This is a genomic window from Streptomyces sp. NPDC050759, assembly GCF_044456945.1.
Taxonomy (GTDB): Bacteria; Actinomycetota; Actinomycetes; order Streptomycetales; family Streptomycetaceae; genus Streptomyces.
Genome location: NZ_JBITGI010000009.1, coordinates 167,650 through 193,765, shown reverse-complemented (window position 1 = coordinate 193,765; position 26,116 = coordinate 167,650). Strand labels below are relative to the sequence as shown.

The 26,116-nt window shown below is 71.4% G+C and carries 27 protein-coding genes; 19 read left to right on the top strand and 8 right to left on the bottom strand.

Features of this window, described 5'->3' with window-relative positions; all coding sequences use genetic code 11:
- Positions 1-68: 68 nt before the first annotated feature.
- Both ACIBJB_RS26375 and ACIBJB_RS26370 read left to right on the top strand, forming a co-directional pair.
- A complete protein-coding gene (locus ACIBJB_RS26375; protein ID WP_398933671.1) occupies positions 69-1,043 on the top strand; it encodes an ABC transporter ATP-binding protein in 975 nt (324 codons plus the stop codon).
- Positions 1,036-2,073 carry an ABC transporter ATP-binding protein gene (locus ACIBJB_RS26370; protein ID WP_398933669.1) on the top strand — a complete coding sequence of 346 codons (1,038 nt, stop codon included), beginning with the start codon at positions 1,036-1,038 and terminating at the stop codon, positions 2,071-2,073. Before ACIBJB_RS26375 ends, ACIBJB_RS26370 begins: the two co-directional genes overlap by 8 nt.
- A 217-nt stretch (positions 2,074-2,290) precedes the next feature.
- Here the strand turns inward: ACIBJB_RS26370 and ACIBJB_RS26365 are convergent, their stop codons facing one another.
- Positions 2,291-4,411, bottom strand: a complete 2,121-nt coding sequence (locus ACIBJB_RS26365) for a prolyl oligopeptidase family serine peptidase (protein ID WP_398933667.1) — start codon at positions 4,409-4,411, stop codon at positions 2,291-2,293.
- Positions 4,412-4,588: 177 nt separating this feature from the next.
- On the opposite strand from ACIBJB_RS26365, the gene ACIBJB_RS26360 reads away from it, so the two are divergent.
- From ACIBJB_RS26360 to ACIBJB_RS26325, 8 genes are all read left to right on the top strand, one after another.
- On the top strand, positions 4,589-4,783 hold the full coding sequence (locus tag ACIBJB_RS26360; protein WP_059204588.1) for a hypothetical protein: 195 nt from the start codon (positions 4,589-4,591) through the stop codon (positions 4,781-4,783).
- A gap of 72 nt (positions 4,784-4,855) precedes the next feature.
- Positions 4,856-5,713: an N-acetyl-1-D-myo-inositol-2-amino-2-deoxy-alpha-D-glucopyranoside deacetylase gene (gene mshB, locus ACIBJB_RS26355; protein WP_398933664.1), complete on the top strand. Its 858-nt coding sequence runs from the start codon at positions 4,856-4,858 to the stop codon at positions 5,711-5,713.
- A complete protein-coding gene (locus ACIBJB_RS26350; protein ID WP_398933662.1) occupies positions 5,710-6,120 on the top strand; it encodes a DUF6113 family protein in 411 nt (136 codons plus the stop codon). The genes mshB and ACIBJB_RS26350 overlap by 4 nt, the downstream gene beginning before the upstream one ends.
- 160 nt (positions 6,121-6,280) lie before the next feature.
- Positions 6,281-9,025: a hypothetical protein gene (locus ACIBJB_RS26345; RefSeq protein WP_398933660.1), complete on the top strand. Its 2,745-nt coding sequence runs from the start codon at positions 6,281-6,283 to the stop codon at positions 9,023-9,025.
- 109 nt (positions 9,026-9,134) lie between these two features.
- Positions 9,135-10,070 carry an ABC transporter ATP-binding protein gene (locus ACIBJB_RS26340; protein WP_398933658.1) on the top strand — a complete coding sequence of 312 codons (936 nt, stop codon included), beginning with the start codon at positions 9,135-9,137 and terminating at the stop codon, positions 10,068-10,070.
- The gene (locus ACIBJB_RS26335) at positions 10,067-10,807 is read left to right on the top strand and encodes an ABC transporter permease (protein ID WP_398933655.1); all 741 of its coding nucleotides are present in this window, start codon (positions 10,067-10,069) and stop codon (positions 10,805-10,807) included. Before ACIBJB_RS26340 ends, ACIBJB_RS26335 begins: the two co-directional genes overlap by 4 nt.
- Before the next feature lie 5 nt (positions 10,808-10,812).
- Positions 10,813-12,009 carry a sensor histidine kinase gene (locus ACIBJB_RS26330; RefSeq protein WP_398934019.1) on the top strand — a complete coding sequence of 399 codons (1,197 nt, stop codon included), beginning with the start codon at positions 10,813-10,815 and terminating at the stop codon, positions 12,007-12,009.
- Positions 12,006-12,623 carry a response regulator gene (locus ACIBJB_RS26325; protein ID WP_398933652.1) on the top strand — a complete coding sequence of 206 codons (618 nt, stop codon included), beginning with the start codon at positions 12,006-12,008 and terminating at the stop codon, positions 12,621-12,623. Before ACIBJB_RS26330 ends, ACIBJB_RS26325 begins: the two co-directional genes overlap by 4 nt.
- Positions 12,624-12,690: 67 nt before the next feature.
- Here the strand turns inward: ACIBJB_RS26325 and ACIBJB_RS26320 are convergent, their stop codons facing one another.
- Both ACIBJB_RS26320 and ACIBJB_RS26315 read right to left on the bottom strand, forming a co-directional pair.
- Complete coding sequence (locus ACIBJB_RS26320; RefSeq protein ID WP_398933650.1) at positions 12,691-13,542, bottom strand: transglutaminase-like domain-containing protein; 852 nt, start codon at positions 13,540-13,542, stop codon at positions 12,691-12,693.
- A gap of 32 nt (positions 13,543-13,574) precedes the next feature.
- Positions 13,575-14,579: a GNAT family N-acetyltransferase gene (locus ACIBJB_RS26315; RefSeq protein ID WP_398933648.1), complete on the bottom strand. Its 1,005-nt coding sequence runs from the start codon at positions 14,577-14,579 to the stop codon at positions 13,575-13,577.
- A 135-nt stretch (positions 14,580-14,714) separates the two neighbouring features.
- Here ACIBJB_RS26315 and fdxA point away from each other — a divergent pair, with 135 nt between their 5' ends.
- Positions 14,715-15,032 carry a ferredoxin gene (gene fdxA, locus ACIBJB_RS26310; RefSeq protein ID WP_007384503.1) on the top strand — a complete coding sequence of 106 codons (318 nt, stop codon included), beginning with the start codon at positions 14,715-14,717 and terminating at the stop codon, positions 15,030-15,032.
- Between the two features lie 111 nt (positions 15,033-15,143).
- Positions 15,144-16,238, top strand: a complete 1,095-nt coding sequence (locus tag ACIBJB_RS26305) for a bifunctional succinyldiaminopimelate transaminase/glutamate-prephenate aminotransferase (RefSeq protein WP_398933646.1) — start codon at positions 15,144-15,146, stop codon at positions 16,236-16,238.
- An 84-nt stretch (positions 16,239-16,322) separates the two neighbouring features.
- On the opposite strand, the gene ACIBJB_RS26300 is transcribed toward ACIBJB_RS26305, so the two are convergent.
- Positions 16,323-16,763 carry an ATP-binding protein gene (locus tag ACIBJB_RS26300; RefSeq protein WP_398933644.1) on the bottom strand — a complete coding sequence of 147 codons (441 nt, stop codon included), beginning with the start codon at positions 16,761-16,763 and terminating at the stop codon, positions 16,323-16,325.
- 274 nt (positions 16,764-17,037) lie between these two features.
- On the bottom strand, positions 17,038-18,006 hold the full coding sequence (locus ACIBJB_RS26295; protein ID WP_398933642.1) for a heavy metal transporter: 969 nt from the start codon (positions 18,004-18,006) through the stop codon (positions 17,038-17,040).
- An 84-nt stretch (positions 18,007-18,090) separates the two neighbouring features.
- On the opposite strand from ACIBJB_RS26295, the gene dapE reads away from it, so the two are divergent.
- Both dapE and ACIBJB_RS26285 read left to right on the top strand, forming a co-directional pair.
- Positions 18,091-19,170 carry a succinyl-diaminopimelate desuccinylase gene (gene dapE / locus ACIBJB_RS26290; protein ID WP_398933640.1) on the top strand — a complete coding sequence of 360 codons (1,080 nt, stop codon included), beginning with the start codon at positions 18,091-18,093 and terminating at the stop codon, positions 19,168-19,170.
- 109 nt (positions 19,171-19,279) lie between these two features.
- Entirely contained in the window at positions 19,280-20,038 is a 759-nt protein-coding gene (locus tag ACIBJB_RS26285) for a TIGR00730 family Rossman fold protein (protein WP_057610047.1), read from the top strand.
- A gap of 107 nt (positions 20,039-20,145) precedes the next feature.
- On the opposite strand, the gene folP is transcribed toward ACIBJB_RS26285, so the two are convergent.
- The gene (folP, locus tag ACIBJB_RS26280; RefSeq protein WP_059204575.1) at positions 20,146-21,006 is read right to left on the bottom strand and encodes a dihydropteroate synthase; all 861 of its coding nucleotides are present in this window, start codon (positions 21,004-21,006) and stop codon (positions 20,146-20,148) included.
- Between the two features lie 146 nt (positions 21,007-21,152).
- Between folP and ACIBJB_RS26275 the strand changes: the two genes are divergently transcribed.
- Together ACIBJB_RS26275 and ACIBJB_RS26270 are read left to right on the top strand one after the other, a co-directional pair.
- Positions 21,153-21,512: a DivIVA domain-containing protein gene (locus ACIBJB_RS26275; RefSeq protein WP_398933637.1), complete on the top strand. Its 360-nt coding sequence runs from the start codon at positions 21,153-21,155 to the stop codon at positions 21,510-21,512.
- Entirely contained in the window at positions 21,509-22,087 is a 579-nt protein-coding gene (locus ACIBJB_RS26270; RefSeq protein WP_398933635.1) for a DNA-3-methyladenine glycosylase I, read from the top strand. The genes ACIBJB_RS26275 and ACIBJB_RS26270 overlap by 4 nt, the downstream gene beginning before the upstream one ends.
- A 3-nt stretch (positions 22,088-22,090) precedes the next feature.
- Here the strand turns inward: ACIBJB_RS26270 and ACIBJB_RS26265 are convergent, their stop codons facing one another.
- Positions 22,091-22,882 carry an enoyl-CoA hydratase/isomerase family protein gene (locus ACIBJB_RS26265; protein ID WP_398933633.1) on the bottom strand — a complete coding sequence of 264 codons (792 nt, stop codon included), beginning with the start codon at positions 22,880-22,882 and terminating at the stop codon, positions 22,091-22,093.
- A 358-nt stretch (positions 22,883-23,240) separates the two neighbouring features.
- Here ACIBJB_RS26265 and ACIBJB_RS26260 point away from each other — a divergent pair, with 358 nt between their 5' ends.
- The gene (locus ACIBJB_RS26260) at positions 23,241-23,408 is read left to right on the top strand and encodes a DUF3117 domain-containing protein (protein ID WP_003966491.1); all 168 of its coding nucleotides are present in this window, start codon (positions 23,241-23,243) and stop codon (positions 23,406-23,408) included.
- A gap of 103 nt (positions 23,409-23,511) precedes the next feature.
- On the opposite strand, the gene ACIBJB_RS26255 is transcribed toward ACIBJB_RS26260, so the two are convergent.
- Positions 23,512-24,210, bottom strand: a complete 699-nt coding sequence (locus tag ACIBJB_RS26255) for an O-methyltransferase (protein WP_398934017.1) — start codon at positions 24,208-24,210, stop codon at positions 23,512-23,514.
- Between the two features lie 163 nt (positions 24,211-24,373).
- On the opposite strand from ACIBJB_RS26255, the gene sigE reads away from it, so the two are divergent.
- Together sigE and ACIBJB_RS26245 are read left to right on the top strand one after the other, a co-directional pair.
- The gene (gene sigE / locus ACIBJB_RS26250; RefSeq protein ID WP_398934015.1) at positions 24,374-25,144 is read left to right on the top strand and encodes an RNA polymerase sigma factor SigE; all 771 of its coding nucleotides are present in this window, start codon (positions 24,374-24,376) and stop codon (positions 25,142-25,144) included.
- Entirely contained in the window at positions 25,141-26,100 is a 960-nt protein-coding gene (locus tag ACIBJB_RS26245; RefSeq protein ID WP_398933631.1) for an anti-sigma factor family protein, read from the top strand. The genes sigE and ACIBJB_RS26245 overlap by 4 nt, the downstream gene beginning before the upstream one ends.
- Positions 26,101-26,116 lie beyond the last annotated feature (16 nt).

Sequence of the window (26,116 nt, the reverse complement as noted above, 5' to 3'; positions counted from 1 at the left end):
CTCCCGCCCCCGTCCCTTCCTGCGCGCGCCGTCCGCGACGCCCCGACCCGAAGCCGAGGTGAGTCGCCGTGCTGCTCGAAGTGCGTGATCTGCATGTGGAGTTCAGGACCAGGGACGGGGTCGCCAAGGCGGTCAACGGGGTCGACTACGGCGTGGACGCGGGCGAGACCCTCGCCGTGCTCGGGGAGTCGGGGTCCGGGAAGTCGGTGACCGCGCAGGCGATCATGGGGATCCTCGACATTCCTCCCGGGAGGATCACCGGCGGCGAGATCGTCTTCCAGGGGCAGGACCTGCTGAAGCTGAAGGAGGACGAGCGGCGCAAGGTCCGTGGTGCCGAGATGGCGATGATCTTCCAGGACGCGCTGTCGTCGCTGAATCCCGTACTGAGCGTCGGAGACCAGCTCGGCGAGATGTTCGTCGTGCACCGCGGGATGTCGAAGAAGGACGCCCGGGCCAGGGCCGTCGAGCTGATGGACCGGGTGCGCATCCCGGCCGCCAAGGAGCGCGTGAGGGACTATCCGCACCAGTTCTCCGGCGGGATGCGCCAGCGCATCATGATCGCGATGGCACTCGCCCTGGAACCCGCGCTGATCATCGCCGACGAACCGACGACCGCGCTCGACGTCACCGTCCAGGCCCAGGTGATGGACCTGCTCGCCGAACTCCGGCGCGAGTACGACATGGGACTCATCCTCATCACCCACGACCTCGGTGTCGTCGCGGACGTGGCCGACCGGATCGCCGTGATGTACGCCGGACGGATCGTCGAGCAGGCCCCCGTCCACGACATCTACAAGGCGCCCGCCCACCCCTACACGCGCGGACTGCTTGATTCCATCCCTCGTCTTGATCAGAAGGGTCAGGAGCTGTACGCGATCAAGGGACTGCCGCCCAACTTGATGAACATCCCTTCGGGTTGCGCGTTCAACCCCCGCTGCCCGATGGCCCGGGACGTGTGCCGCACCGACGTGCCGCCGCTGTACGACGTTGACGACGGGCGGACGAGTGCCTGTCACTTCTGGACGGAGTGCCTCAATGGTTGAGCCGATCCTGGAAGTGGGTGGACTGGTCAAGCACTATCCCTTGACGCGGGGCATTCTGTTCAAGAAACACGTCGGTGCCGTCAAGGCCGTGGACGGTGTGGACTTCACGCTCAACAAGGGAGAGACCCTCGGCATCGTCGGGGAGTCCGGCTGTGGCAAGTCGACCGTCGCCAAGATGCTCGTCCATCTCGAGCGGCCGACCGCGGGGGCGATCAAGTACAAGGGCGAGGACATCACCAAGCTCTCCGGCAAGGCGCTCAGGTCGGTCCGCCGCAACATCCAGATGGTCTTCCAGGACCCGTACACCTCGCTCAACCCCCGTATGACGGTCGGCGACATCATCGGGGAGCCGTACGACATCCACCCCGAGGTGGCCCCCAAGGGAGACCGGCGCAGGAAGGTCCAGGACCTGCTGGACGTCGTGGGCCTCAACCCCGAGTACATCAACCGCTATCCGCACCAGTTCTCCGGCGGTCAGCGCCAACGCATCGGCATCGCGCGCGGACTGGCCCTGCGCCCGGAGGTCATCGTCGCCGACGAACCGGTCTCCGCCCTCGACGTCTCCGTCCAGGCCCAGGTGATCAACCTCCTCGACCGGCTCCAGAGCGAGTTCGAGCTGTCGTACCTCTTCATCGCGCACGACCTGTCGATCGTGCGGCACATCTCGGACCGGGTCGGGGTGATGTACCTCGGGCGGATCGTCGAGATTGGCCGGGACGCCGAGATCTACGACCATCCGACGCACCCCTACACCCAGGCACTGCTGTCCGCCGTGCCGGTGCCCGACCCGGAGGCCCGCGAGCATCGGGAGCGGATCATCCTCACGGGTGACGTCCCGTCCCCGACGAACATCCCGTCCGGGTGCCGCTTCCGCACCCGCTGCTGGAAGGCCCAGGAGCGCTGCGCGCTGGAGGTCCCGGCGCTGGCGGTGCCGGCGGAGTTCCGGTTCGCGGGCGGGCCCGCGGCACACGACTCGGCGTGCCACTTCGCGGAGGAGAAGCAGGTCGTCCCGCCCGAGGAACCGGAGTAACACGGAGGCAACTTGACCGACCCGGTTCCGATATACGGACGCGTCACTCTCTACAACGTACGGCCGTGCGGGTGCCGTAAGCGGGCCGGGACGCGCCATGTCGTCCCGGCCCGCTGCTGTTCTCTGCGCCTGAACCGGCGCCGCTCTCGCGGACCTGGCTGGTGCTTCGTCGTGGTTCCTCAATTGATGGTTGCGGTGCTCCGTGGAGAGTTTCCGCTCAGCCCGACTTGAGAGCGCGCCGAAGGAAGTCCAGCTGAAGCCGCAGCAGGTTCTCCGCGACCGTCTCCTGCGGGGTCATGTGGGTCACACCGGACAGCGGCAGCACCTCGTGCGGGCGGCCGGCGGCCAGCAGGGCCGAGGACAGGCGCAGGGAGTGGGCGACCACCACGTTGTCGTCCGCGAGGCCATGGATGATCATCATCGGGCGGTGCGGCTCGGCCGCGTCGACGAGACCCTCGTCGTCGACCAGCGAGTTGCGGCGGTAGACCTCCGGCTGCTCGTCCGGGTGGCCGAGATAGCGCTCCTGGTAGTGGGTGTCGTACAGGCGGAGGTCGGTGACCGGGGCGCCGACCACCGCCGCGTGGAAGACGTCCGGGCGGCGCAGTGCCGCGAGGGCCGCCAGATAGCCGCCGAAGGACCAGCCGCGGATCGCCACTCGGGACAGGTCCAGCGGGAAGTCCACGGCGAGTGCCTGGAGCGCGTCGACCTGGTCCTGGAGGACGACCGCCGCGAGGTCGTCGCGGACCGCCTTCTCCCAGGCGGGGGAGCGGCCCGGGGTGCCACGGCCGTCGGCCACGACCACCGCGAAGCCCTGGTCGGCGAACCACTGCGAGGTCAGGTGCGGGTTGTGCGCGGCGACCACCCGCTGCCCGTGCGGACCCCCGTACGGGTCCAGCAAAACCGGAAGGCGGCTGTCACCGGCGTAGTCCTGCGGCATAAGCACGGCGCACGGGATCTTTCGCGCGCCCCCCTCGGCGAGTGTCACGCGCGGGGTCAAACCGGGATCTTCTGCGTACGACGTGACAGTCGCCGCCTCCTTGCCGTCGCGCAGTACCCGCGCGCGGGCACCCGGCCGGTCGAGGGCCGCCGACACCAGCACGGTCACGCCCCCGGCGCGCACCGCCGAGTGCACGCCGGACTCCTGCGACACCCGCTCCACCCCGAGCTCGTTCACCCGGTAGACGTGCACCTCGCCGGTCTCCGGTGACTCTGCCTCCGCACCGGCCGACGCCGAGACCAGCACGTCGTGCTCGGTCACGTCGAGCACCGCGCGGATGTGCAACTGCGGTCCGGTCAGCGGGCGTTCACCTACCGCGAGCACCCGCGCGCCGCCCTCGTCGGCGATCCGCACGAGCTGTCCCGAAGGGCTCCAGCAGGGCACCCCGGGGAAAAGATCCAGCCAAGTTGGATCTTCGTCCGCGTGCACCATCCGGGTCGCTCCGGACTCCGGGTCCACCGCGAGATACAGCTGACTGCGCTGGTCGCGCGCCTGTACGAGCAGCAGCGGAGCGCCCGCCGCTGACCAGTGCACACGGGCCAGATACGGATAGCGCCCCCGGTCCCAGGAGACCTCCGTGCGGGCCCCGTCCAGGGCCAGCACGAACAGCCGTACGTCCGCGTTGGAGGTGCCCGCGGCCGGGTACGGGACGTGGTGTGGCTCACGCTCCGGGTGGGCGGGGTCGGAGATCCACCAGCGCCGCACCGGCGTGTCGTCCACGCGCGCGACCAGTAGCCGGTCCGACTGCGGCGACCACCAGAAGCCCCGTGACCGGCCCATCTCCTCGGCCGCGATGAACTCCGCCAGACCGTAGGTGACGTGATCCGACTCCGGGACGGCGAGCGCCCGGTCCCCCTCGCCCTCGGCGCCCACGACCCTCAGGGCGCCCTGGGCGACGTACGCGATGTGCCGTCCGTCGGGGGCCGGGCGCGGGTCGATCACCGGTCCGGGGACGGGCAGTTCACGTGCCGTGCCGACGCGCAGCTCCGCCGTGAAAAGCCGTCCTGACAAGGCGAAAGAGGCCAACTCGACGGCGGCGTCGGTGGCGTGGCCGACGATGCCGGCACCGCCCTCGCGGCTGCGTTCGCGGCGCGCCCGCTCCTCGGCCGAGAGGTGCTCCTCGGCGCCGCCCAGGAGGGCGCGTGGGTCGGCCGCCACGCGCTCCCCGCCGTCCGCCGTGTCGAGCACCCACAGTGAATGGGCCCGGTCCGTGCCGGAGTTCGAGCGCAGGAACACGACACGCGATCCGTCGGGCGCCACGGTGAACGCGCGCGGCGCGCCGAGCGTGAAGCGCTGGGTACGGGCGTGCCGGCGGGGAAAGGAGTCAGGCTCGGTCGTCATGCCCCGACCATATTGGCCATGCGCCCCCTTGTGCGGCCGTGCGCCGACGGATGCGCAGGCCCGGATAGTTATGATCACTACCGCATAGTGGGTATGAATCCGCTGGCTGCTGTATGGATTTATCTGCCCCCTGGTCCGACCCCCCCGCGCTCTTGGGATCTTTGGAGGTGAGCCGCCGTGGCACTCTCGATTTCGGCGGTGGTGCTGCTGGCGATCATCGTCTTCTTGTTGGTCAAGAAGTCGGGACTGAAGGGCGGGCATGCCGTCGTGTGCATCCTGCTCGGCTTCTATCTCGCGGCCTCTTCGATCGCACCGACGATCAGTGAGCTGACGACCAACATCGCGGGCATGATCAGCAGTATCAAGTTCTGACCCGACTGCGACGACCCGACTGCGACGACCCGGCCGCGCGGGACTGTCGGTGGCTCCTCGTAGGGTGGGGCCATGACGGAACAGCCCGCTCGGCGTCTGCTCCTGGTGCACGCGCACCCGGACGACGAGTCGATCAACAACGGCGCGACCATGGCCAGGTACGCGGCCGAGGGCGCCCGGGTGACCCTGGTCACCTGCACCCTCGGCGAGCGTGGCGAGGTCATCCCGCCGGAGCTCCGGCATCTGACCGGCGCCGGCCTCGCTCAGGAGCGTGAGCGCGAGCTGGCCGCGGCCATGGAGCGACTGGGCGTCGAGGACTTCGGTTTCCTCGGCGGCCGCGGCCGTTACCAGGACTCCGGGATGTTGGGCACCGCCGACAACGACAACCCGCACTGCTTCTGGCGGGCCGACGTCGACGAGGCGGCCCTCCATCTCGTCGGGGTGATCCTTGAGGTGCGTCCCCAGGTCCTCGTCACCTACGACGAGAACGGCGGATACGGCCACCCCGACCACATCCAGGCCCACCGGGTCGCCATGCGCGCGGTAGAGCTCGCCGCCGAGACGGGCTGGACGATCGAGAAGGTCTACTGGAACCGCGTACCGCGCACGGTCGGCGAGCAGGCCTTCGCCCGGCTCCACGACGACCTGCCCGGCCTGCCCTTCACCAAGGCCGCCGTCCTCGACGACGTACCGGGTGTGGTGGACGACGAGCGCGTCACCACGGAGATCGACGGCACGGCGTACGCCGCCGCCAAGAGCGCCGCGATGGCCGCGCACGCGACCCAGATCGACGTGTCCGGGGCGTACTTCGCGCTCTCGAACGAACTCGCGCAACCTCTCTTCACCACCGAGTACTACCAATTGGTGAGAGGGGAACACGGGGGGACGAGGGAGACCGACCTGTTCTCCGGGATCGAGGGCGCGTCATGAGCGACCGTACGTCGATGCTGGCCCAGCCCCTGCAGCGCCCCTCCGCCGGACGGGCCGCCGCCTACCTCGGTCTTTTCGTGCTCGGCGCGGTCGTCGGGCTCGCCGGAGCACTGGTGCAGGGCGGCTGGTTCCCGGGCGGACTGCTGCTCGGACTGCTCGGCGAGGCCGGACTGCTGCTCGGCGGAGCGCGCGCCGCCGGCAGCCGTGCCGGAGCCGTCGCGCCCGCGGGCGGCTGGATGATCGCCGTCATCTTTCTCACCGCCAGCCGTCCGGAAGGCGACTTCGTCTTCGCCGCAGGAAGCGGCTCCTATCTCTTCCTGCTCGGCGGCATGGCTGTGGCTGTGATCTGCGCCACCCTTGGGGGAGGGCGGCAACCGGGCGGCGACCCCGTCCGACTTGGCAAGTGACGTACCACTTCTCCGCATCGCGCGCGTGCGAGTCCCGTGTGGGTTTCCTCAGCGGTCGTGGGATACAGGCCAGAAGTGGCCAGTATGGTGGTGCGCGCCGCCGAGCCGCCCGAAGCACTGAGGTCGAAACGGGCGGTGGAGCCAACCAGGAGAACCTGCCTTGAGTCGTGAAACTGACAGTCCGTCCTCCGGGCCCAACGGGCGCGGCGGAGCCGCCTACCCCTCGGGCACGCCGCCGTACGGGACGCCCCAGGTGTCCGACGGCGGTCCGGACGCGGGCCGTTCGGCCGCGCGGCCGGAGGAACGCAAGACCGAGACCACGCTGACGACCCGGATCCGGATCAACATCCCCGGATCGCGGCCCATTCCGCCGGTCGTCGTGCGTCAGCCCGTCGGCGAGACGGAGAACTCCGGCGACAGAGGCCAGGAGACCCAGGTCTCGGCGCCGAGTCCCTCCTCGACCACGGGCACCGTCGAACTGCCCGCCGATCCCGCGCCGCCCGCCGCCGAGGAGAAGGCGAGCGACTGGTTCGCGCCCCGCAAGTCCGGCCCCGCCAAGGGCGGTCCGGGCGAGGGTGCCACCAACGGGGCGGGTCTGCCGGGCGGTTCGGGTGCGGGTGCGCCCGGTGCCGGTGCGTCGGGTGGTGCGGGCCCGGGTGCCGGTGCGTCCGGTCCCCGGCACGGTGGCTCGGGCGCGGCCGGGTCCGGCGGTGCGCGTCACGGGACCGGTCGGCCCGGTGGTGTGGTCGGCTCCATGAGTGTGCCCGGTGGTTCCCGCTCCGGCGGGACGAACGGCGCCGGGCTCCCGGGCGCCACCGGCGGCCCGGTGGCTCCCGGCCACGGCGGCGGCACGGGCTCCTTCGACGTCACCGAGGCCCTGAACGCCGGCCCGCGCGGCACCGAACCCCGCCGCGACGACCTCCCGTACTTCGCGCCGAACGGCAACGGCTCCGGCGGCCCGAACGGGGAGAACGGCCAGGGCGGGTACGGCGGCCAGGGCAGCCATGACGATCTGAACGGTCAGGCTGGATTCGGCGGCCAGAACGGCCAGGACGCCCTGAGCGGCCACGGCGGGTTCGGCGGCCCCGGCGGTCACGACAGCCCGAACGGTCAGAGCGGCTTCGGCACGCAGGGTGGTCCCGGCGGCGGCCCCGGCGGGCAGAACGGCCAGATCGACTACGGCGGCCAGGGCGGCCAGATCGACTACGGCGGTGGTTTCGGCGGACCGAACGGCCCCGGCGGCCCGGGCGGACCCCAGGGCCCCGCGGGACCGACCGGCGGCCCGGTCACCGGCGACGGCCCGGTCGTGCCGCCCGCAGGACCGGACCCCTTCGCCGGGGCCGAGTCCTTCGGCGGCGAGTCCTTCAACGGTTCCGACGGCTTCGGCGGTCAGGGCGGACCCGGTGGCCCGGGTGGTCCGGGTGGCGCACGCGGTCAAGGCGGACCCGGTGGTCCGGGTGGCGCACGCGGTCCCGGCGGCCCTGGCGCTTCCCGCGGCCCGGGCGGCACACGCGGTCCCGGTGCCCCGGGCGCTCCCGGCACCCTCGGCGGCCCGGGAATCTCCGGCGGAATCGCCGGCCCCGGCGCCCCAGGCATCTCCGGCGGTCAGGCCGGCCAGGCTGGTCAGCCCGGCCAGGGCGGCCCCGGCACCCTCGGTCGCCCGGGCGGCCCCGGCGCCGCCACCCCCGGTGGCGTCCCCGGCGCGGGCCTCGGCCCCGGTGGCGGTCTGAGCGACGACACCGCGATCCTCACCCCGCAGAAGCCGGCCCCCGAACCGGGCGCCCCCGGCTTCGGCAACCCCGACAACGTCTCCGGGCACACCGTCACCAGCGGTATCCCGGTCGTGCCGCCCGGCGCCCAGAAGGCCCCCTTCGGGCCGGGCACCGACGGCCGTACGCCCCCGAAACTGCCCGACACCGGGTCGCAGGAAGCTCCGGCCGCCGCGTCGAAGAAGAAGAAAAAGAAGGGCCGCAGCAAGCTGGCCCTGCTCGGCGGCACCGTGGTCCTCGTCGGCGTCGGTGCCTACGGCGCCGGTCTCCTGATGAACCGATCCGACGTGCCCAAGGGCACCACCGTGCTCGGCGTGGACATCGGCGGCGGCACCCGCGACGACGCCGTCAAGAAGCTCGACGACGCCCTCGGCGACCGCGTCAACGAGGCGCTGAAGCTGTCGGTCGGCGGCGACACCGTCTCGCTCAAGCCGGACCAGGCGGGGCTCCAGCTCGACGACCAGGCCACGGTCGCCGCGGCCGCGAAGAGCGACTACAACCCGGTCTCCGTCATCGGCTCCCTCTTCGGCAACCACCGGGTCGTCGACCCGGTCATGCCGGTCGACGAGGAGAAGCTCCAGGCCGCCCTGGAGGACGCCTCGGGCGGCGCCGGCTCGGCGACCGACGGCACGATCAAGTTCGTCAACGGCAAGGCCGTCGCCGTCTACGGCAAGGCCGGCAAGGGCATCGACGTGGCCCAGTCGACCACCGCGGTCGAGGACGCGTACCGCACCCAGGTGGAGACCGGCACCGCCGGCTCGGTCACGCTGCCGACGACCACCAAGCAGCCGTCCATCTCGAACGCCGAGGTCGACCGGATGATGAAGGAGTTCGCGGAGCCCGCGATGTCCGGCCTCGTCACGATCCAGACCGATGCGCAGCACAGCATCCCGTTCGGCTCCGTGTCGCTTCCGAAGATCCTCGGCTTCAAGGCGGTCGACGGCAAACTCGTGGAGACGTACAACCTCGAAGCGCTCAAAGAGGCGTACGGCGCCACCTTCGACGGCGTGAAGATCAACGGCGCGAGCGGGAAGCGTGACGTCCTGCCGCAGGACGTGGCCTCCGCACTGGGCAAGGCGCTGCGCGGCAAGACGGCGGCCCAGCGCGTCGGCGTCATCGACACGAACCCGAGCTGACCGACCCGCGACAATCGCACCGGAGTGCCGCCCGACATGACATCTGTCATGCGGCACTCCGGACGGCCGACACTGCCCGCGGCCGCACCCGCGCGGCCACCATGGCCGTATGACAACGACAGCCCCGGTGGTCGCGTTCGACCAGGTGAGCAAGGCGTACGGCGAGGTACGCGCCGTGGACGGACTGACCCTGACCCTGCGGCCGGGGGAGACCGTGGCGCTGCTCGGCCCCAACGGCGCCGGCAAGTCGACCTCCCTCGACCTGCTGCTCGGCCTCAAGCAGCCCGACAGCGGCAGCGTCCGGCTCTTCGGCACCACCCCGCGTGAGGCGATCGTCGCCGGACGCGTGGGCGCGATGCTGCAGAGCGGCGGGCTGATGGACGAGGTCACGGTCGCCGAACTGGTGCGGCTCGCCTGCGATCTGCACCCCAAGCCGTACCAGGCGAACGATGTCCTCGCCCGCGCCGGCATCGCCCAGATAGCCGACCGCAAGGTCAACAAGCTCTCCGGCGGCCAGGCCCAGCGCGTCCGCTTCGCCCTCGCGACCGCGGGCGACAGCGACCTGATCGTCCTCGACGAACCCACGACCGGCATGGACGTCACCACCCGCCAGGCCTTCTGGGCCACCATGCGCGAACAGGCCGACCAGGGCCGTACGGTCCTCTTCGCCACCCACTACCTCGAAGAGGCCGACGCCATCGCCGACCGGGTGCTGGTGCTGCACCGGGGCCGCCTGCTGGCCGACGGCACGGCCGCCGAGATCAAGGCCAAGGCGGGCGCCCGCAGGATCGCCTTCGACCTGGAGGGCACGATCGACGAGGCGCCCCTGCGGGAGCTGCCGTTCCTCACCTCCATCACCGTGTCGAAAAGCGGCTCCGCCGCGGGCAGCGGCCAGACGATCCGCATCCAGTCCACCGACGCCGACGCGACCGTCCACGCCCTGTACGGCCTCGGCGTCTACCCCCGCAATCTCGAAGTCGCCGGGCTCGGCCTGGAGCAGGCCTTCGTCGCCATCACCGCCGCCGAGGAGGCGAAGTCGAAGTGAACAGCCTCATCAAGCTGGAACTCACCCGCGCCCTGCGCAACCGCAAGTTCCTGTTCTTCTCCGTGATGTACCCGTCGCTGCTGTTCCTGCTCATCGCGGGCAACGCCGACAGCACGTCGAAGGTCGACGGCACGGGCCTGACCCTGCCGACCTACATGATGGTCTCGATGGCCTCCTTCGGCGCCCTGACCGCCGTCCTGATGGGCAACAGCGAGCGCATCGCCAAGGAGCGCGAGGGCGGCTGGGTACGGCAGTTGAGGCTGACCCCGCTGCCGGGGCGCGGCTATGTGCTCGCGAAGACGGCGAGCGCGGCCGTGGTGAGCCTGCCCTCGATCGTGGTGGTGTTCGTCGTCGCCGCGAGCGTGAAGGACGTACGCCTGGACGCCTGGCAGTGGCTCGCGCTCACCGGCGCGATCTGGGCCGGAAGCCTCGTCTTCGCCGCGCTCGGCGTGGCCATCGGCTACCTCGCCACCGGCGACGCGGTCCGCCCGATCACGATGATCACCTACTTCGGACTGTCGATGCTGGGCGGCCTGTGGATGCCGACGACGACCTTCCCGCAGTGGCTCCAGGACATCGCCGAGTGGCTGCCCACGCACGCGTACGCTGCCCTCGGGCAGGCCATCGAACAGAGCCGTGCTCCGCACGCACAGGACATCGCCGTCCTGGCCGTCTCCTTCGCCCTGTTCGCGGGCGGAGCGGCCTGGCTGTACCGGAAGGACACGTTGAAGGCGTGAGCGCGATGACGGACGAGCTGGGCGGCCACGAGGAAGCGCGTGCGGAGCGGCTGGTGCGCATCGGCCGGCCGCCCCGCAACCGGGCCGAGGTCATACGCAAGCTGGTGTGGATCGTGCCCTGGCTGGTCTTTCTCAGCTCACCGGTGCGCGACCTGGCCGCCGGCCACCACACCGGCTCGGCCACCGCGGCGGGCTGGGCGGGCCTCACGGTCTTCACAGGCACCTATCTGGCGCTGGTCTTCCGGAACATGGGCCGCCCGTTCCCCGGCCGGCTGGTCTGTGCCCTGGTCGGCGTGCTCTGGCTGCTCGCGGTCGTTTTGACCCTGAGCCTCGGCGGCTCGTGGCTCGGACTGTTCGTGTACGTCTCCGTGGCCTGCGGTGTGACCTTCCCGCTCCGGGCCGCATACTGGGCGATTCCGGCGACCACCCTCTCGCTGATGCTGGTGGGCCTGCGCACCGACCTGGACTCGGCCTGGGGACTGTTCCTCGTCGTGCTGCTCGTCGGCTACTCCATGACCGGCGTTCGCCAACTCGTGCGGACGACCGTGGAGTTGCGCAAGGCCCGCGCGACCGTCGCCCAACTGGCCGCGAACGAGGAGCGTCTGCGTCTCGCCCGTGACCTGCACGACCTCCTCGGTCACTCCCTGTCCCTGATCACGCTGAAGAGCGAGCTCGCCGGCCGGATGCTGCCCGACCATCCCGACAAGGCCGCCCAGCAGGTCAGCGACATCGAGCAGGTCAGCCGCCAGGCACTGGTGGACGTGCGCGAGGCCGTCACCGGTTACCGCCGCCCTCGCCTCGCCGCCGAACTGGCGGGCGCCCAGGTCGCCCTGACCGCGGCCGGGGTCACGGCCCAGCTCCCCGCCGAACCCGACCTCGACGGCGTCCCCGAGGAGAGCGAGTCGACCCTCGCGTGGGCGCTGCGCGAGGCCGTCACCAACGTCGTAAGGCACAGCGGGGCCGGGCGCTGCACGGTGGAGCTGCTGCGCCGCCAGACCCTCGACGGTCCCATGCTCGAACTCTCCGTCGAGGATGACGGCTCCGGCGGCTCCGGCGGTGGCCCGGGCAACGGCCTGACCGGTCTCACCGAGCGTCTGGAGAAGGCCGGCGGCACCCTGGAGACCACCGGCACCCGGCACGGCTTCCGCCTGGTCGCCCGCGTGCCCGCGGGTTCCGCGGCCGACGTAGGATCCGCCTCATGACGAGCCGCACGATCAAGGTCCTGCTCGCCGAGGACCAGTCGATGGTCCGCGAGGCCCTGGCCGCCCTGCTCGGCCTGGAGGACGACATCGAGGTCGTCGCCCAAGTGGCCCGCGGCGACGAGGTCCTGGCGGCGGCCCGCGCCCACGACATCGACGTGGCCCTCATGGACATCGAGATGCCGGGCGCGACGGGCATCGAGGCGGCGGCCCAACTCCACAAGGAACTCCCGGCGGTCAAGCTGGTCATCCTCACGACCTTCGGCCGCCCCGGCTATCTCCGCAGCGCGATGGAATCGGGCGCCGACGCCTTCCTCGTCAAGGATGCCCCCGCGTCCCAACTGGCCGAGGCGGTACGCAAGGTACTGGCGGGGGAGCGGGTCATCGACCCCACCCTGGCGGCAGCGGCGCTGGCGGAGGGCGCGAACCCGCTGACGGACAGGGAGCGAGAGGTCCTCAGAGCGGCGGCCGACGGCTCCACGAACGCGGAGTTGGCGCAGACCCTCCACCTGTCCCAGGGCACGGTCCGCAACTACCTCTCCACGGCGATACAGAAGCTGGCGGTGAGAAATAGGGCCGAGGCAGTCCGCGTGGCAAGGGAGAAGGGCTGGCTGTGACCCACTCAGGGGCGGGGGGGGGAACTGCGCGACCAGCCACAACGGACCGGTAGGCGCCAGGACGGCCTCAGTTCAACATCGCTCGCGCGGCATGAGCCTGCTGTCGCACCTTGGCCGCCGCGGCCTCGTCCACCGCGGCCACCACCCCCGCATACGCCTCCAACTCCCCGGCCCCCTCGACGAAGTCACCCCGCTGCACGAGCAACTGCGCCCGCTCGTAACGCAGGCGGGCCGGATGCGAGGGCAAGAGCAAGGCCAACTCCACGGCCCACAGGCCCACATCCGAGCGCTCCGGCCGAGCCGCGGCCCACGCACGGACGTTGTTGAGAATCCTCTGGACCACGTCCAACGGATCCGCCGGACTCAACATCGACGGATCCAGCGAACCCCCCGTCGACCCGGCGACCAGCAACTCCGCGTCGCCGCCGCTCAGCACCCGCCCCCCGTCGAAGGGATCGGCCAGCACCTGCTCCTGAGGCGGCCCGAACCCGACCACGAAATGCCCCGGCAGCGCCACTCCGTACACCGGGGCCCCCGCCCGCCGGGCCACCTCCATCCACACCACGGACAGCAGGATCGGCAGTCCCCTGCGCCGCCGCAGCACCTCGTGCAGCAGCGAGGACTCCAGCCGCTGGTAGTCCACCGGCGCGCCACGGAACCCGCACCGGTCCCCGAGCAGCTCCCGCAGTGACACCGCCCACGACCGCGGCCCACCCGGCCGGAACGGCAACTGCCCGGCCAGCCGGTCGAGTTCGATCTGGGCCGCGTCGATGCCGGTCTCGTCGAGTGTCTTGTCCGCCTGCGCCCCGACGAGCAGACACAGCGCGGACAGATCCGGCCGCTCGGACCGCGCCTCTTCGGCGAACCGCCTCCGGAGCTCGGCGGAACGTTCGGGCGGGGGCGGAAACGGGGGACGCATAGCTGGCTCGTGCCCTTTCACGGCGATCGCTACTACCGCGCCTCGCCGGAGACGTCCGGCTCGCGGTAGTGGTGGTAGGCGTGGTGCGCGGCGAACCCCATGCCGTCGTACAGGGCCCGGGCACCGGCGTTGTCCGACTCGACCTGCAGCCACGCGGCCGACGCCCCCTCGTCGAGCGCCCGCCGGGCCAGCGCCGCCATCACGGTGGAGGCCAGCCCCCGGCGCCGTAGCGAAGGATCCACCTCGACCGCGGCGAACCCGGCCCACCGCCCGTCGACGACACACCGTCCGATCGCGGCTGGCGCGTCCTCACCGGGGACGGTGGCGAACCACACCGACGGCCCGCTGTTCAGCACCCGCAGCGCCACCTCGCTCACCCCCTTGCGCTGATAGCGCGCCAGCCAGTCCGCGTCGGCCTCCCGGGACAGCACGACACCCGCACTCTCCCGGTCGGCGACCGGCGCCAGCGCCCCGGTCCACAACTCCGCCGTCACCTCCCGCGCCCAGCCCCGCGCCTCCAGCTCCGCGCACAGCGCCTCCTGGGTGCCCGCGGCGCCGGTCGCGGTCTGGATGTACGCCGGCAGACCGCGGTCGCCGTACCACCGTCGTACGGCGGTCAGGGCCTCGTCGAGCGGCAGGCCGGGGTCGCCGAGTGGGAGGACGGAGTTGGCGCGGCGGGTGAACCCGGAGGCGGCCCGCAGCTCCCACTCGCCGAGCCGCTCGCTCTCCACCGGCCGCCAGCCGCGCGCGGTGATCCGAGCCAGTTCCTCGTACGAGGCGGCCTGGCCCCGGCGGCGAGCGGGTTCGGCGGGCACGACCTTGCCCGCGACCAGCGCGGATTCCGGAATGCGGACGCGCTCGCCGTCCCGGCGCGTGATCATCAGCACACCGTCGTCCCATGATGTGAGAACACCCACCGTGTCGGTGAAGTTCTGCCGCGTGCCGCCGGTTTCGTCCATGCGCCGCACGGAAACCCGTTTGCCCACGTCAGCTGCGGAGATACGGACGACGAGACGTCCCGCGGCGGAGATTTCCACAGGTCAGTTCACCCCTCCTGTTCGGATCATGCCCAGGAACGGAGATACTAGGGGCGGGCATCGACGACGCCGCGCTCCCGCGCGCGAGGCGGCGGAGCCTGAAGAGGCCCGCCAGCATGGAGGAGGAACGACAGCGTGACCTACGTCATCGCGCAGCCTTGTGTCGACGTGAAGGACAAGGCCTGCATCGAGGAGTGCCCGGTCGACTGCATCTACGAGGGCTCCCGGTCCTTGTACATCCACCCGGACGAATGCGTCGACTGCGGTGCCTGTGAGCCGGTCTGCCCGGTCGAGGCGATCTTCTACGAGGACGACACTCCGGACGAGTGGAAGGACTACTACAAGGCGAACGTCGAGTTCTTCGACGAGCTCGGCTCGCCCGGCGGCGCCAGCAAGCTGGGTCTGATCGAGCGGGACCACCCGTTCATCGCCGCGCTGCCGCCGCAGGCATAGTCATCCGCATCAGCGGCCCGCACCTCGTGCCGCCTCGGTCCCGTACGGCCTGATCGCGGCCGTGCGGGGCCGAGGCGTTTGCCGTACGACCCGAAAGTGAGCCCGAAAGCCGTGTCCGCAGTCTCCGACCGCCTTCCCACCTTCCCCTGGGACAAGCTGGAGCCGTACAAGAAGACGGCGGCCGCGCACCCCGGAGGCATCGTCGACCTGTCGGTCGGCACCCCCGTCGACCCGGTTCCCGATCTCGTCCAGAAGGCCCTGATCGACGCGGCGGACTCCCCGGGATACCCGACGGTCTGGGGCACCCCGGCGCTGCGTGACGCGATCACCGGCTGGGTCGGGCGGCGCCTGGGCGCCCGCGAGGTCACCCACCGCCACGTCCTGCCGATCGTCGGCTCCAAGGAACTCGTCGCCTGGCTCCCCACCCAGCTGGGCCTCGGCCCCGGCGACCGGGTCGCCTACCCGCGCCTGGCCTACCCGACGTACGAGGTCGGCGCCCGCCTGGCCCGCGCCGAGTACGAGGTCTACGACGACCCCACCGAGCTGGACCCGGCGGGCCTGAAGCTCCTGTGGCTGAACTCGCCGTCGAACCCGACCGGCAGGGTGCTGTCGAAGGAGGAGCTGACGAGGATCGTCGCCTGGGCCCGGTCCCACGGCATCCTGATCTTCTCCGACGAGTGCTACCTGGAGCTCGGCTGGGAGGCCGACCCGGTCTCGGTCCTGCACCCGGACGTCAACGGCGGCTCCTACGACGGCCTCGTGGCCGTGCACTCGCTGTCGAAGCGGTCCAACCTCGCCGGCTACCGCGCGGCCTTCCTGGCGGGCGACCCGGCCGTCCTGGCGCCCCTCCTGGAGATCCGCAAGCACGGCGGCATGATGACCCCGGCGCCGACCCAGGCCGCGGTCGTGGCGGCCCTGGGCGACGACACCCACGTCCACGAACAGCGCGAGCGCTACCTGGCCCGCCGCACCCTGCTGCGCGAGGCGCTGCGGTCCCACGGCTTCCGCATCGAGCACAGTGAGGCCAGCCTCTACCTCTGGGCCACACGGGACGAGTCCTGCTGGTCGACGGTCGCCCACCTGGCCGACCTGGGCATCCTGGTGGCCCCGGGCGACTTCTACGGCGAGGCGGGCGAGAAGTTCGTCCGCGTCGCGCTGACGGCGACGGACGAGCGGGTGCGGTCGGCGGTCGAGCGCCTGGCGTAGGGGCGCGGGCATACGGCGACGCAGGCATACGGCGAAGGGGCCCGGGATGGCGTTCCCGGGCCCCTTCGCCGTATGCGCGAGGTACTAGCCGAGCGGAAGGCCCTTCACCGGCAGGGTGCCCGCCGCCGGCACGCCGCCCTTGGCGAGGGCGCCGGTCGGCAGGCCGCCCTTCGTCGCGCCGGACGCGGTCTGCCCGAGGAGGCCCCCGGCGGAACCGGCGGCCTCGCCCGCCGCCTTCTGCGCGACCGGGGCCACCTTCTTCACGGCCTTGCCCGCGGACGGCACCGCCTTCTCGACCGTCTTGCCACCGGTCTTGGCCGCGGTCCCGGTCAGGTTCTGCGCCGCGCCGTCCACCGTGTTGCCGACGTTCGCCCCGTCCAGAGCGGTCAGCCCACCGAGGTTCGGGGTGGCCGTCGGCTGCGCGGGGGCCGCACTGGCGGCGCCGGCCGCACCGACCCCGGCTGCCGCTCCCGCAGCCACGAGCAGCGCGGCACGGGCGATCCTGCGGGTCAGGGGGAGGGACATGTTGCTCCTTCGACGGAGGAAACGTTGCTAGGACGCCGTGATTACCGCTCGAAGCCGTCGAAGGTTGCGGAGGGCCAACGTAAAGAGTTGGCAATGCGTCGCATTATCACCTGCGGATAAAAACGGGCAAAAGGCTTCCGGTCTGAAAGTCGGCCGAATCGTTGCAGCCCTGTGGACTCAAGGGTTCTTGCGGATACGGGGGTGACGTGACGAAAACCTGCGCACACCCGCTCCGACAGCGGGCGGATGTGACCCTTCCGGGCGATCTTCCGAACTACCGTGCCGTCAGTATCCGTACCGAGCCCGTGCCGCCCCCGCCGGCCGCCGTACGCCACTCGCTGTCCGTGGTCCCGGCCGTCCACTGCCGCCCGGCGTAGGAGACGCGCTCGATGCGCAGCGCGGAGGAGTTGGCGACGGCCCAGTGGGCGAGCTGCCAGCCGCGTTCCCCGAGGCTGCGGCCGGAACCCGGGCCGGTGTCCCCCCGCACGGGCAGGGTCACGGTGCGCCCGTCGCCCGAGGTGGGGGCCGGGCTCGGCGAGGCCTTGCCGCCCACCTCCGCGGCGGTCGTCTCCAGCGCGTCCCGCCCGAAGTCCCGTACGAGAGCCGACCGCACCGCGTCCGGGCCCGTGGCGGTGGCCTGGGCGGCCTGGGTGGTGTCCGGGCGGCCGTCACAGGTGAGGGTGGCCGCGGAGGTGCCGGTGAGGGCTGCGGCGAGCAGGGTGGCGTCCGGCTCGTGCTTGGCGTACGCCTCCGGATAGCCGCTGCGCTGCACGCGCTGGGCGGCGACGGTCAGCGGGAGGTCCTGGTAGCCCCGCACCTTGACCAGGTGCTTGTAGAACTCGCCCGCCGCGTACGTCGGATCCAGGATCTCCCGCGGGGTGCCCCAGCCCTGCGAGGGCCGCTGCTGGAACAGCCCGAGCGAGTCACGGTCGCCGTGCGCGATGTTGCGCAGCCCCGACTCCTGGAGCGCGGTGGCGAGCGCGATCGCCACGGCCCGCTCCGGCAGCCCGCGCCCGGTGCCGACGGCGGTGATCGTCGCCGCGTTCACCGCCTGCTCGGGTGTGAACTCGTACGACGGCCCGTCCGCCCTGCCGGAGACGACGGTGCAGCGCGGCCCGTCGGTGCCTCCGGTGACGTACTGCACCACGAGGTAACCGGCGACCGCGCACAGGACCACGAGGGACGCCCCGAAGCGGAGGAGGCGGCCACGGCGCTTGCGAGTGGAGGGCAACGGCTCTGGCATCCGGACAAGATACTGGAGAGTACTGAGACGTCCGCGCCGGATGTGGACAGTGGGCGCGGAGAGCGGGGCGTTAGGGTCGGTCGCATGGCCGACACCCCTCTTGACCTTTCGCTGGACGCAGCTCAGCTCACCGCGCAGCTCGTCGACTTCCCCTCCGAGAGCGGCACCGAGAAGCCTCTGGCGGACGCGATCGAGACCGCCCTGCGCGCCCTGCCGCACCTGAGCGTCGACCGCCACGGCAACAACGTCGTCGCGCGCACGAACCTCGGCCGTCCGGAACGCGTCATCCTCGCCGGCCACATCGACACGGTCCCCATCGCGGGCAACGTGCCCTCCCGCCTCGACGACGAGGGCTACCTGTGGGGCTGCGGCACCTGCGACATGAAGTCCGGGGTCGCGGTCCAGCTGCGGATCGCGGCGACGGTCCCCGAGCCCAACCGCGACCTCACCTTCATCTTCTACGACAACGAAGAGGTCGCGGCCCACCTCAACGGCCTGGGACATGTGGCCGAGGCCCACCCCGAGTGGCTCGAGGGCGACTTCGCGGTCCTGCTGGAGCCGACGGACAACCAGGTCGAGGGCGGCTGCCAGGGAACCCTGCGGGTGCTGCTGACGTTCAGGGGAGAGCGGGCGCACTCCGCGCGCGCGTGGATGGGGTCCAACGCGATCCACAAGGCCGCCCCCGCCCTCGCGAAGCTGGCGGCCTACGAGCCGCGCAGGCCGGTGGTGGACGGTCTCGAGTTCCACGAGGGTCTCAACGCGGTGCGGGTGGAGGGCGGCGTGGCCACGAACGTCATCCCCGACTCCTGCACGCTCACGGTCAACTTCCGTTACGCCCCGGACCGCAGCGAGGCCGAGGCGGAGGCCTTCGTGCGGGACTTCTTCGCGGACTGCGGGGTCGACGAGTTCACCGTCGACGACCACACCGGCGGCGCCCGCCCCGGCCTCACCCACCCCGTCGCCCAGGCCTTCATGGCGGCGGTCGGGGGCGTCGCCCGCCCCAAGTTCGGCTGGACGGACGTGTCCCGCTTCAGCGCGCTCGGCGTGCCCGCGGTGAACTACAGCCCCGGTCAGCCGCTGCTCGCGCACAAGGTGGACGAGCGGGTGAAGGCGTCGCTGATCCCGGAGGCGGAAGGGAAGCTGAGGGCATGGCTGACGTCGTGACACCCGTCTGCGCCGTGGCGCTTCATGGCGGACACGCGTACGTCCCCCCTCCGTAACCCGCGTAGACCTACGCTGAGACGGAAAGACCAGGCAAGCGGAGGGAGCGCACATGGCTACCGGGAACCCCGAGGGCAAGAAGCAGCCGCCGGAGGAGCAGCGCCTGGGACCTGTCCTCCGCAGGCGGGGACAGGTCACGGCGAGCACGACCGACCAGCGCCTGCTGGACGCGGGCGGCCCCTCGGACTGGGTCCACACCGACCCCTGGCGCGTTCTGCGCATCCAGTCGGAGTTCATCGAGGGCTTCGGCACGCTCGCCGAACTCCCGCCCGCCATCAGCGTGTTCGGCTCCGCACGGACGCCTGCGGACTCTCCGGAGTACGAGGCGGGCGTGCGGCTCGGCCGGGGCCTGGTGGAGGCCGGCTTCGCCGTCATCACCGGCGGCGGCCCCGGCGCCATGGAGGCGGCCAACAAGGGTGCCTGCGAGGCGAACGGCACCTCCGTCGGACTCGGCATCGAGCTCCCCTTCGAGCAGGGGCTCAACCCCTACGTCGACATCGGCCTCAACTTCCGCTACTTCTTCGTCCGCAAGATGATGTTCGTGAAGTACGCGCAGGGTTTCGTGGTCCTGCCGGGCGGACTCGGCACCCTGGACGAGCTGTTCGAGGCGTTGACGCTGGTCCAGACCCAGAAGGTCACCCGCTTCCCGATCGTGCTCTTCGGCAGTGAGTACTGGGGCGGACTGGTCGACTGGCTCAAGAACACCCTGATCGCCCAGGGCAAGGCGTCGGAGAAGGACCTGCTGCTGTTCCACGTGACGGACGACGTGGACGAGGCGGTGGCGTTGGTGTCGAAGGAGGCCGGCCGATAGAGCGGGAGGGGCTGAATTTCAGCCCCTCCGGCGTTTGAGGAGCGGGGGTCGAACGGGGCGGAGCCCCTGGGGACGGGACGGGCAGGGGCGGCGGGGGCGAACACTCTCTACGCCAGCCCCCGCCGCGCGACCGCCGGAGGCCGATGCCCCGCGATCGACGCCACCATGTCCAGCACCTGCCGCGTCTCGGCGACCTCGTGCACCCGGTACACCTGCGCCCCCAGCCACGCCGACACCGCGGTGGTCGCCAGCGTCCCCACCACCCGCTCCTTCACCGGCTTGTCCAGGGTCTCGCCCACGAAGTCCTTGTTGGACAACGACACCAGCACCGGCCACCCCGTCCCGACCATCTCCCCGAGCCGCCGAGTCGCCTCGAGACTGTGCCGCGTGTTCTTCCCGAAGTCGTGCCCGGGATCGATCATCACGGACTCCCGGGGCACCCCCAGAGCCACCGCCCGCTCGGCGAGCCCCACGGTCACCCGCAGAATGTCGGCCATGACGTCGTCGTACGTCACCCGGTGCGGCCGCGTACGCGGCTCGGCGCCCCCGGCGTGCGTGCACACCAGCCCCACCCGGTACCGCGCGGCGACCTCGGCGAGCCCCGGATCGACCCCGCCCCACGCGTCGTTGAGCAGATCCGCCCCCGCCTCGCACACGGCCTCACCGACGGACGCCCGCCAGGTGTCGACGCTGATGATCACGTCCGGGAAGCGCCGCCGCACCTCCGCCACGAACCCGACGGTCCGGCGCGCCTCCTCCGTCGCGGAGACCTCTTCCCCGGGCCCGGCCTTGACCCCGCCGACGTCGATGATGGCGGCCCCTTCGGCCACCGCCTGCTCGACGCGCGCGAGGGCGGGCTCGTCGAGGAACGTGGCTCCCTGGTCGTAGAAGGAGTCGGGGGTCCGGTTCACGATCGCCATGATCACCGGCTCGTGCGCGTCGAATTCACGCCTGCCCAGCCTGAGCATCGCCTGTGACCTCACTTCGTGCGTCTGTGTGTTCGGAGTCCGCGGCCGCCTGCGACCCTAACTGTCAGACTCGCATGGCACGATCGGACCCTGACACATTCGACGCCGGCGGCCGGCCGCCGGCAGGGACCATGGGGACCTCAGCGATGGTTATGTTCTTGTTCCTGGTCATCGCGCTCGCGGTCGTGGTCGCCGCGGTGACGCTCGCCGTGGTGGGCGGCGGGGAGAGCGACGGCCCGCTGCCGGACGTCACCCCCGAGCGGCTCCATGACCCGCTGCCGCCGGACCGACCGCTGAACCGCGCGGACATCGACAATCTGCGCTTCCCGCTCACCGCCCGCGGCTACCGCATGGCGGACGTCGACGACGCGCTCAGCCGCCTCGGCGCGGAGCTCGCCGAGCGGGACGCCCGGATCGCCGACCTGGAGTCCGCGCTGGCCGGCGCCCGGGCCGCGGCCCACGTCTCCATGGAGAAGCCGGAGCACGGCCACGGGGAGCAGCGATGAGCGACGGCACCGCCCTGGCCGGACCGGACGGCGCGCCGCGCTGCCCGTGGGCCCTGTCCACGCCGGACTACGTGACGTACCACGACGAGGAGTGGGGCCGCCCGGTCCACGGCGACGACGCCCTGTACGAACGCCTCAGCCTGGAAGCCTTCCAGTCCGGCCTGTCCTGGATCACGATCCTGCGCCGCCGCGAGGGCTTCCGCGCCGCCTTCGCGGGCTTCGAGATCGCCAAGGTGGCCACGTTCGGCGAGGCCGACCGCGACCGCCTGCTGCTCGACCCGGGAATCATCCGCAACCGCGCCAAGATCGACGCGACGATGGCCAACGCGCGCGTGCTGGCCGAATGGGCCCCGGGCGAGCTGGACGAGCTGATCTGGTCCCACGTGCCGGCTTCTCATGCGATCCCCAGAACCCTGGCAGACGTCCCGGCGGTGACTCCGGAGTCGACAGCCCTGTCCAAGGCACTGAAGAAGCGCGGCCTGCGCTTCGTGGGCCCGACGACGGCGTACGCGCTGATGCAGGCGTGCGGACTGGTGGACGACCACCTGGAGACGTGCGTCGCGAGAACCCGCTGAGCCCTAGCGGCCCAGATACTCCGGGGTCTCCTTGTTCACGAACGCCCGCACGGCAATCGCATGGTCCTCGGACGCACCGGCCCGCCCCTGCAGCTCGTCCTCCTTCTCCAGCGTCTCCGCCAGAGAGTGCGACAGCGCGTACGCGAGCGACTCCTTGATCGCCCCGTACGCCACCGTCGGCCCCGAGGCCAACGCCCGCGCCACCTTCTCCGCCTCCGCGGGCAGCTCCGTCGACGGCACGAGACGGTTCACGATGCCCAGCTCGTACGCGTCCTGCGCCGAGACGGTCCGGGGAAAGAGCAGCAGATCCGCGGCCCTGCCCGGCCCGACCACCCGCGGCAGCGTCCACGAGATCCCGGAGTCCGCGGTCAGCGCGACTCCCGCGAAGGACGTGTTGAAGGCGGCGGTGTCCGCCACCACCCGGTAGTCCGCGGCCAGCGCGAGCCCGAAGCCTGCCCCGGCCGCGACCCCGTTCACCCCGGCGACCACGGGCTTCGGCATCTCCGTCAGTGCCCGCACCACGGGGTTGTAGTGCTCCTTGACCGTACTCATCACGACGTCGGACCCCTGCATCAGCAGCCCGATGTGCTCCTTGAGGTCCTGCCCCACGCAGAACGCCCGCTCCCCGGCGGCGGTGAGCAGCACGGCCCGTACGGCGTCGTCCGAGGCCGCCGACTCCACGGCCTCGCGCAGGGCGACCTTCGTGGCGACGTTCAGCGCGTTCATCGCCTCCGGCCGGTTCAGCGTGATCGTCGCGAGCCCGTCGTGCACCTCGTAGAGCACGGTGTCGGCCATGGCGTATCCCCTCCGGTGTGTCCGCTGCATCCGATGTCCGAGGGACAGCATGGCGGAGATCGCCGTCCAAGGACCGGACCGGACGTGTGACCTGCGTCAAAGAATTCCGGAGCGCTCACAGCCGATCAGGATGGGCGCGGCGGCGGAGTATCGCAGCCACATCGCCGAATTGGGTGGTTTTGCTCGCGCGCGTTGCCCAAGCGATGCCAACTGATGTTGGTCATCGGGTCCTGAGATGCGGGATAATGGCTTGGAAGCAATGTGTTCGATGCCGGTGGCGCGTGTCCCACTTTGACGCGCGTGCCCTCCCAGGGCTGTCGGCTTTGACGATGAGCTGGTTTCAGGAAGGGGAACGAGCATGGCGGCCATGAAGCCGCGGACGGGCGATGGCCCGCTCGAGGTGACAAAGGAGGGGCGGGGCATCGTCATGCGCGTTCCGCTCGAAGGCGGCGGTCGGCTCGTCGTCGAGCTGACCCCTGACGAGGCCGACGCCCTGGGCGACGCCCTCAAGAAGGTCGTCGGCTGAGCGGAAGCGACCATACCCTTTCGGCTGCCCCGGCATCTCATGAGGTGCCGGGGCAGCAGTTTGCCCGGGCTTTTCCACGAATGGCCGTACGGCCCTCACCGGCTCAGCGCTTGACCGCGCAGAGCAGTCCGTCACCCACCGGCAGCAGGGACGGCATCAGGTCCTGGCTCTCGCGTACGGCCCGCAGCAGCTCCCTGAGGCGCAGCACCTCCGTGGGCTGCGGTCCCGCATCCATCGTGCGGCCGTTGGCGAAGACGCCCTCGAAGACGACCAGACCCCCCGGACGCAGCAGGCGCAACGATTCAGCGAGGTAGTCCATGACCTCCTGCCGGTCGCCGTCGCAGAAGACGAGGTCGTAGCCGGCGTCGGCGAGGCGGGGCAGGACGTCCAGCGCGCGGCCTGGAATGAAGCGGGCCCGGTTGCTGGCGAAGCCACAGGCGCGGAAGGCCTGGCGGGCGAACTGCTGGTGTTCCGGCTCGGGGTCGACCGTGGTCAGCACCCCGTCCGGGCGCATGCCATGCAGCAGATGGATGCCGGAGACACCGGTGCCGGTGCCGATCTCGGCGACGGCCTTGGCGTCCACGGAGGCGGCCAGCAACCGCAGCGCCGCGCCCGTGCCGGGCGACACCGAGCGCAGCCCCGCGTCACGGGCCCGGTCGCGGGCCCAGCGCAGGGTTTCGTCCTCGGCGACATAGGCGTCGGCGAACGCCCAGCTCGTCTGCCGGTTGCCGGTAATGAGCCTCTCCTTGCCCCGTGGTTGCCTGGGCGTGACTGTATCCGCTGCCGCCGGGAACCCGCAGATGGGACCGGGCGTTTAGAGGGGTGGAGACGCACCCGGGGGGACACAGTTGGATCACGATGCCGAGCAGGCCCTCGAGCAACTGCTGACGCAGGGGACCGAGTGGTATCAGCCCAGATCAAATTCTCGTAAAACCGCTTATCCGGAGCTAACGGGCGAGGTGGCTATGGTAGGGGCTCCACTGGAGACAACCAGAGCCGACAGGGGAGGTGCGGCCGCGCCTGGAGATCGTGGGCGAGCGCTGCGGCGCTTCCTCGGATCGGCGGGCAGGCCGAAATCCGTGAACAACACTGCTGACCACAGCCACGCCGGCGACTACGCCCAGACCGCGACCTTTGCCACCGACGCGGACGGGCAGGCGTGGACTCCGCCCACCTGGGAGGAGATCGTCAGCACGCACAGCGGCCGCGTCTACCGCCTCGCCTACCGCCTCACCGGCAACCAGCACGACGCCGAGGACCTCACGCAGGAGGTCTTCGTCCGCGTCTTCCGCTCGCTGTCCACCTACACACCGGGCACCTTCGAGGGCTGGCTGCACCGCATCACCACCAACCTCTTCCTGGACATGGTCCGCCGCAAGCAGCGCATCCGCTTCGACGCCCTCGGCGAGGACGCGGCCGAGCGACTGCCCAGCCGCGAGCCCTCACCCCAGCAGGTCTTCAACGACGCCCACTTCGACGCGGACGTCCAGCAGGCCCTCGACACCCTCGCGCCGGAGTTCCGCGCCGCGGTCGTCCTGTGCGACATCGAAGGACTGTCGTACGAGGAGATCGCCGCGACCCTGGGCGTCAAGCTCGGCACCGTCCGCTCCCGGATCCACCGCGGTCGTTCCCAGCTGCGCAAGGCCCTCGCGCACCGTTCACCCGAGGCCCGCGCCGAGCGCCGCTCCTTCATGGCCAGGGTCCCCGCCTTGGGGGGAGGGGGCGCGTCCGCGTGAGTGGATCACTGCCCAAACCCGGCGAGGGGAGCCTCGCGGAACAGCATCTGGGAGACCGACTCGCCGCCCTGGTGGACGGCGAACTCGGTCATGCCACGCGGGAGCGTGTTCTCGCGCATCTCGCCACCTGCCCGAAGTGCAAGGCGGAGGCGGACGCCCAGCGCCGCCTGAAGAACGTCTTCGCGGAGGCCGCCCCACCCCCGCCCTCGGAGAGCTTCCTGGCCCGTCTCCAGGGACTGCCGGGAGGTGATCCGGAGGACGGCGACAGCTCGCCGTTCGGCGGGGGAGGACTCGGAGGACTGTCGGGACGACCCGGCGCCGGGGCCTTCGGCGTGAGACGTGGCGAGCGCTTCGAGTTCGGCTACGTCCCCGCCCGCCCGCACGCCGCGGTGCTCCCGCCCAGCGCGGACCGGGGCTTCCGCATCCATGACGTCAGCCGTCACGAGGCCGAGCGCTCCGCCTCGCGCGGCATGAGGTTCGCTTTCGTCGCCGCCGGGGCGGTGTCGCTGGCCGCGATCGCGCTCGGCGGCGTCACCACGGGGACGCCGGGAGACACCGACGCCCGCGGGGCCGGCAGCAATGTGACTCCCGCGCGCACGCCGGGCACGGGAGCGGCGGTGCCGGAGAACCAACGGCGGCGCGGTGTGGGTCCGTTGCTCGCACAGGAACAGGGACAGCGGATGCTCGGCGACACCCCGGTCTCCCCGACCGAGGCGTCCGCGCCGCTGCTGCCGGGTGTCCCCGCTCAGGTCAAGGAAGCGGCCCTGCACACCCTCACGGCGCCCGTGCTCGCCGGTGCCGCCGCCATGTCCCCTCTCATACGTCCGCTCAGCACCACCCCGCCGCTCACCCTGACGTCCTGGTCCGCGACCCCGGACCTCTCCGCCTCCGGCCTCCCCGCCGCGCCCGTCCCCCACACGATGTCCGCGCCCACGCCTCCCAGCACCTCCCGCTGACCGGCACCCTGCTCGG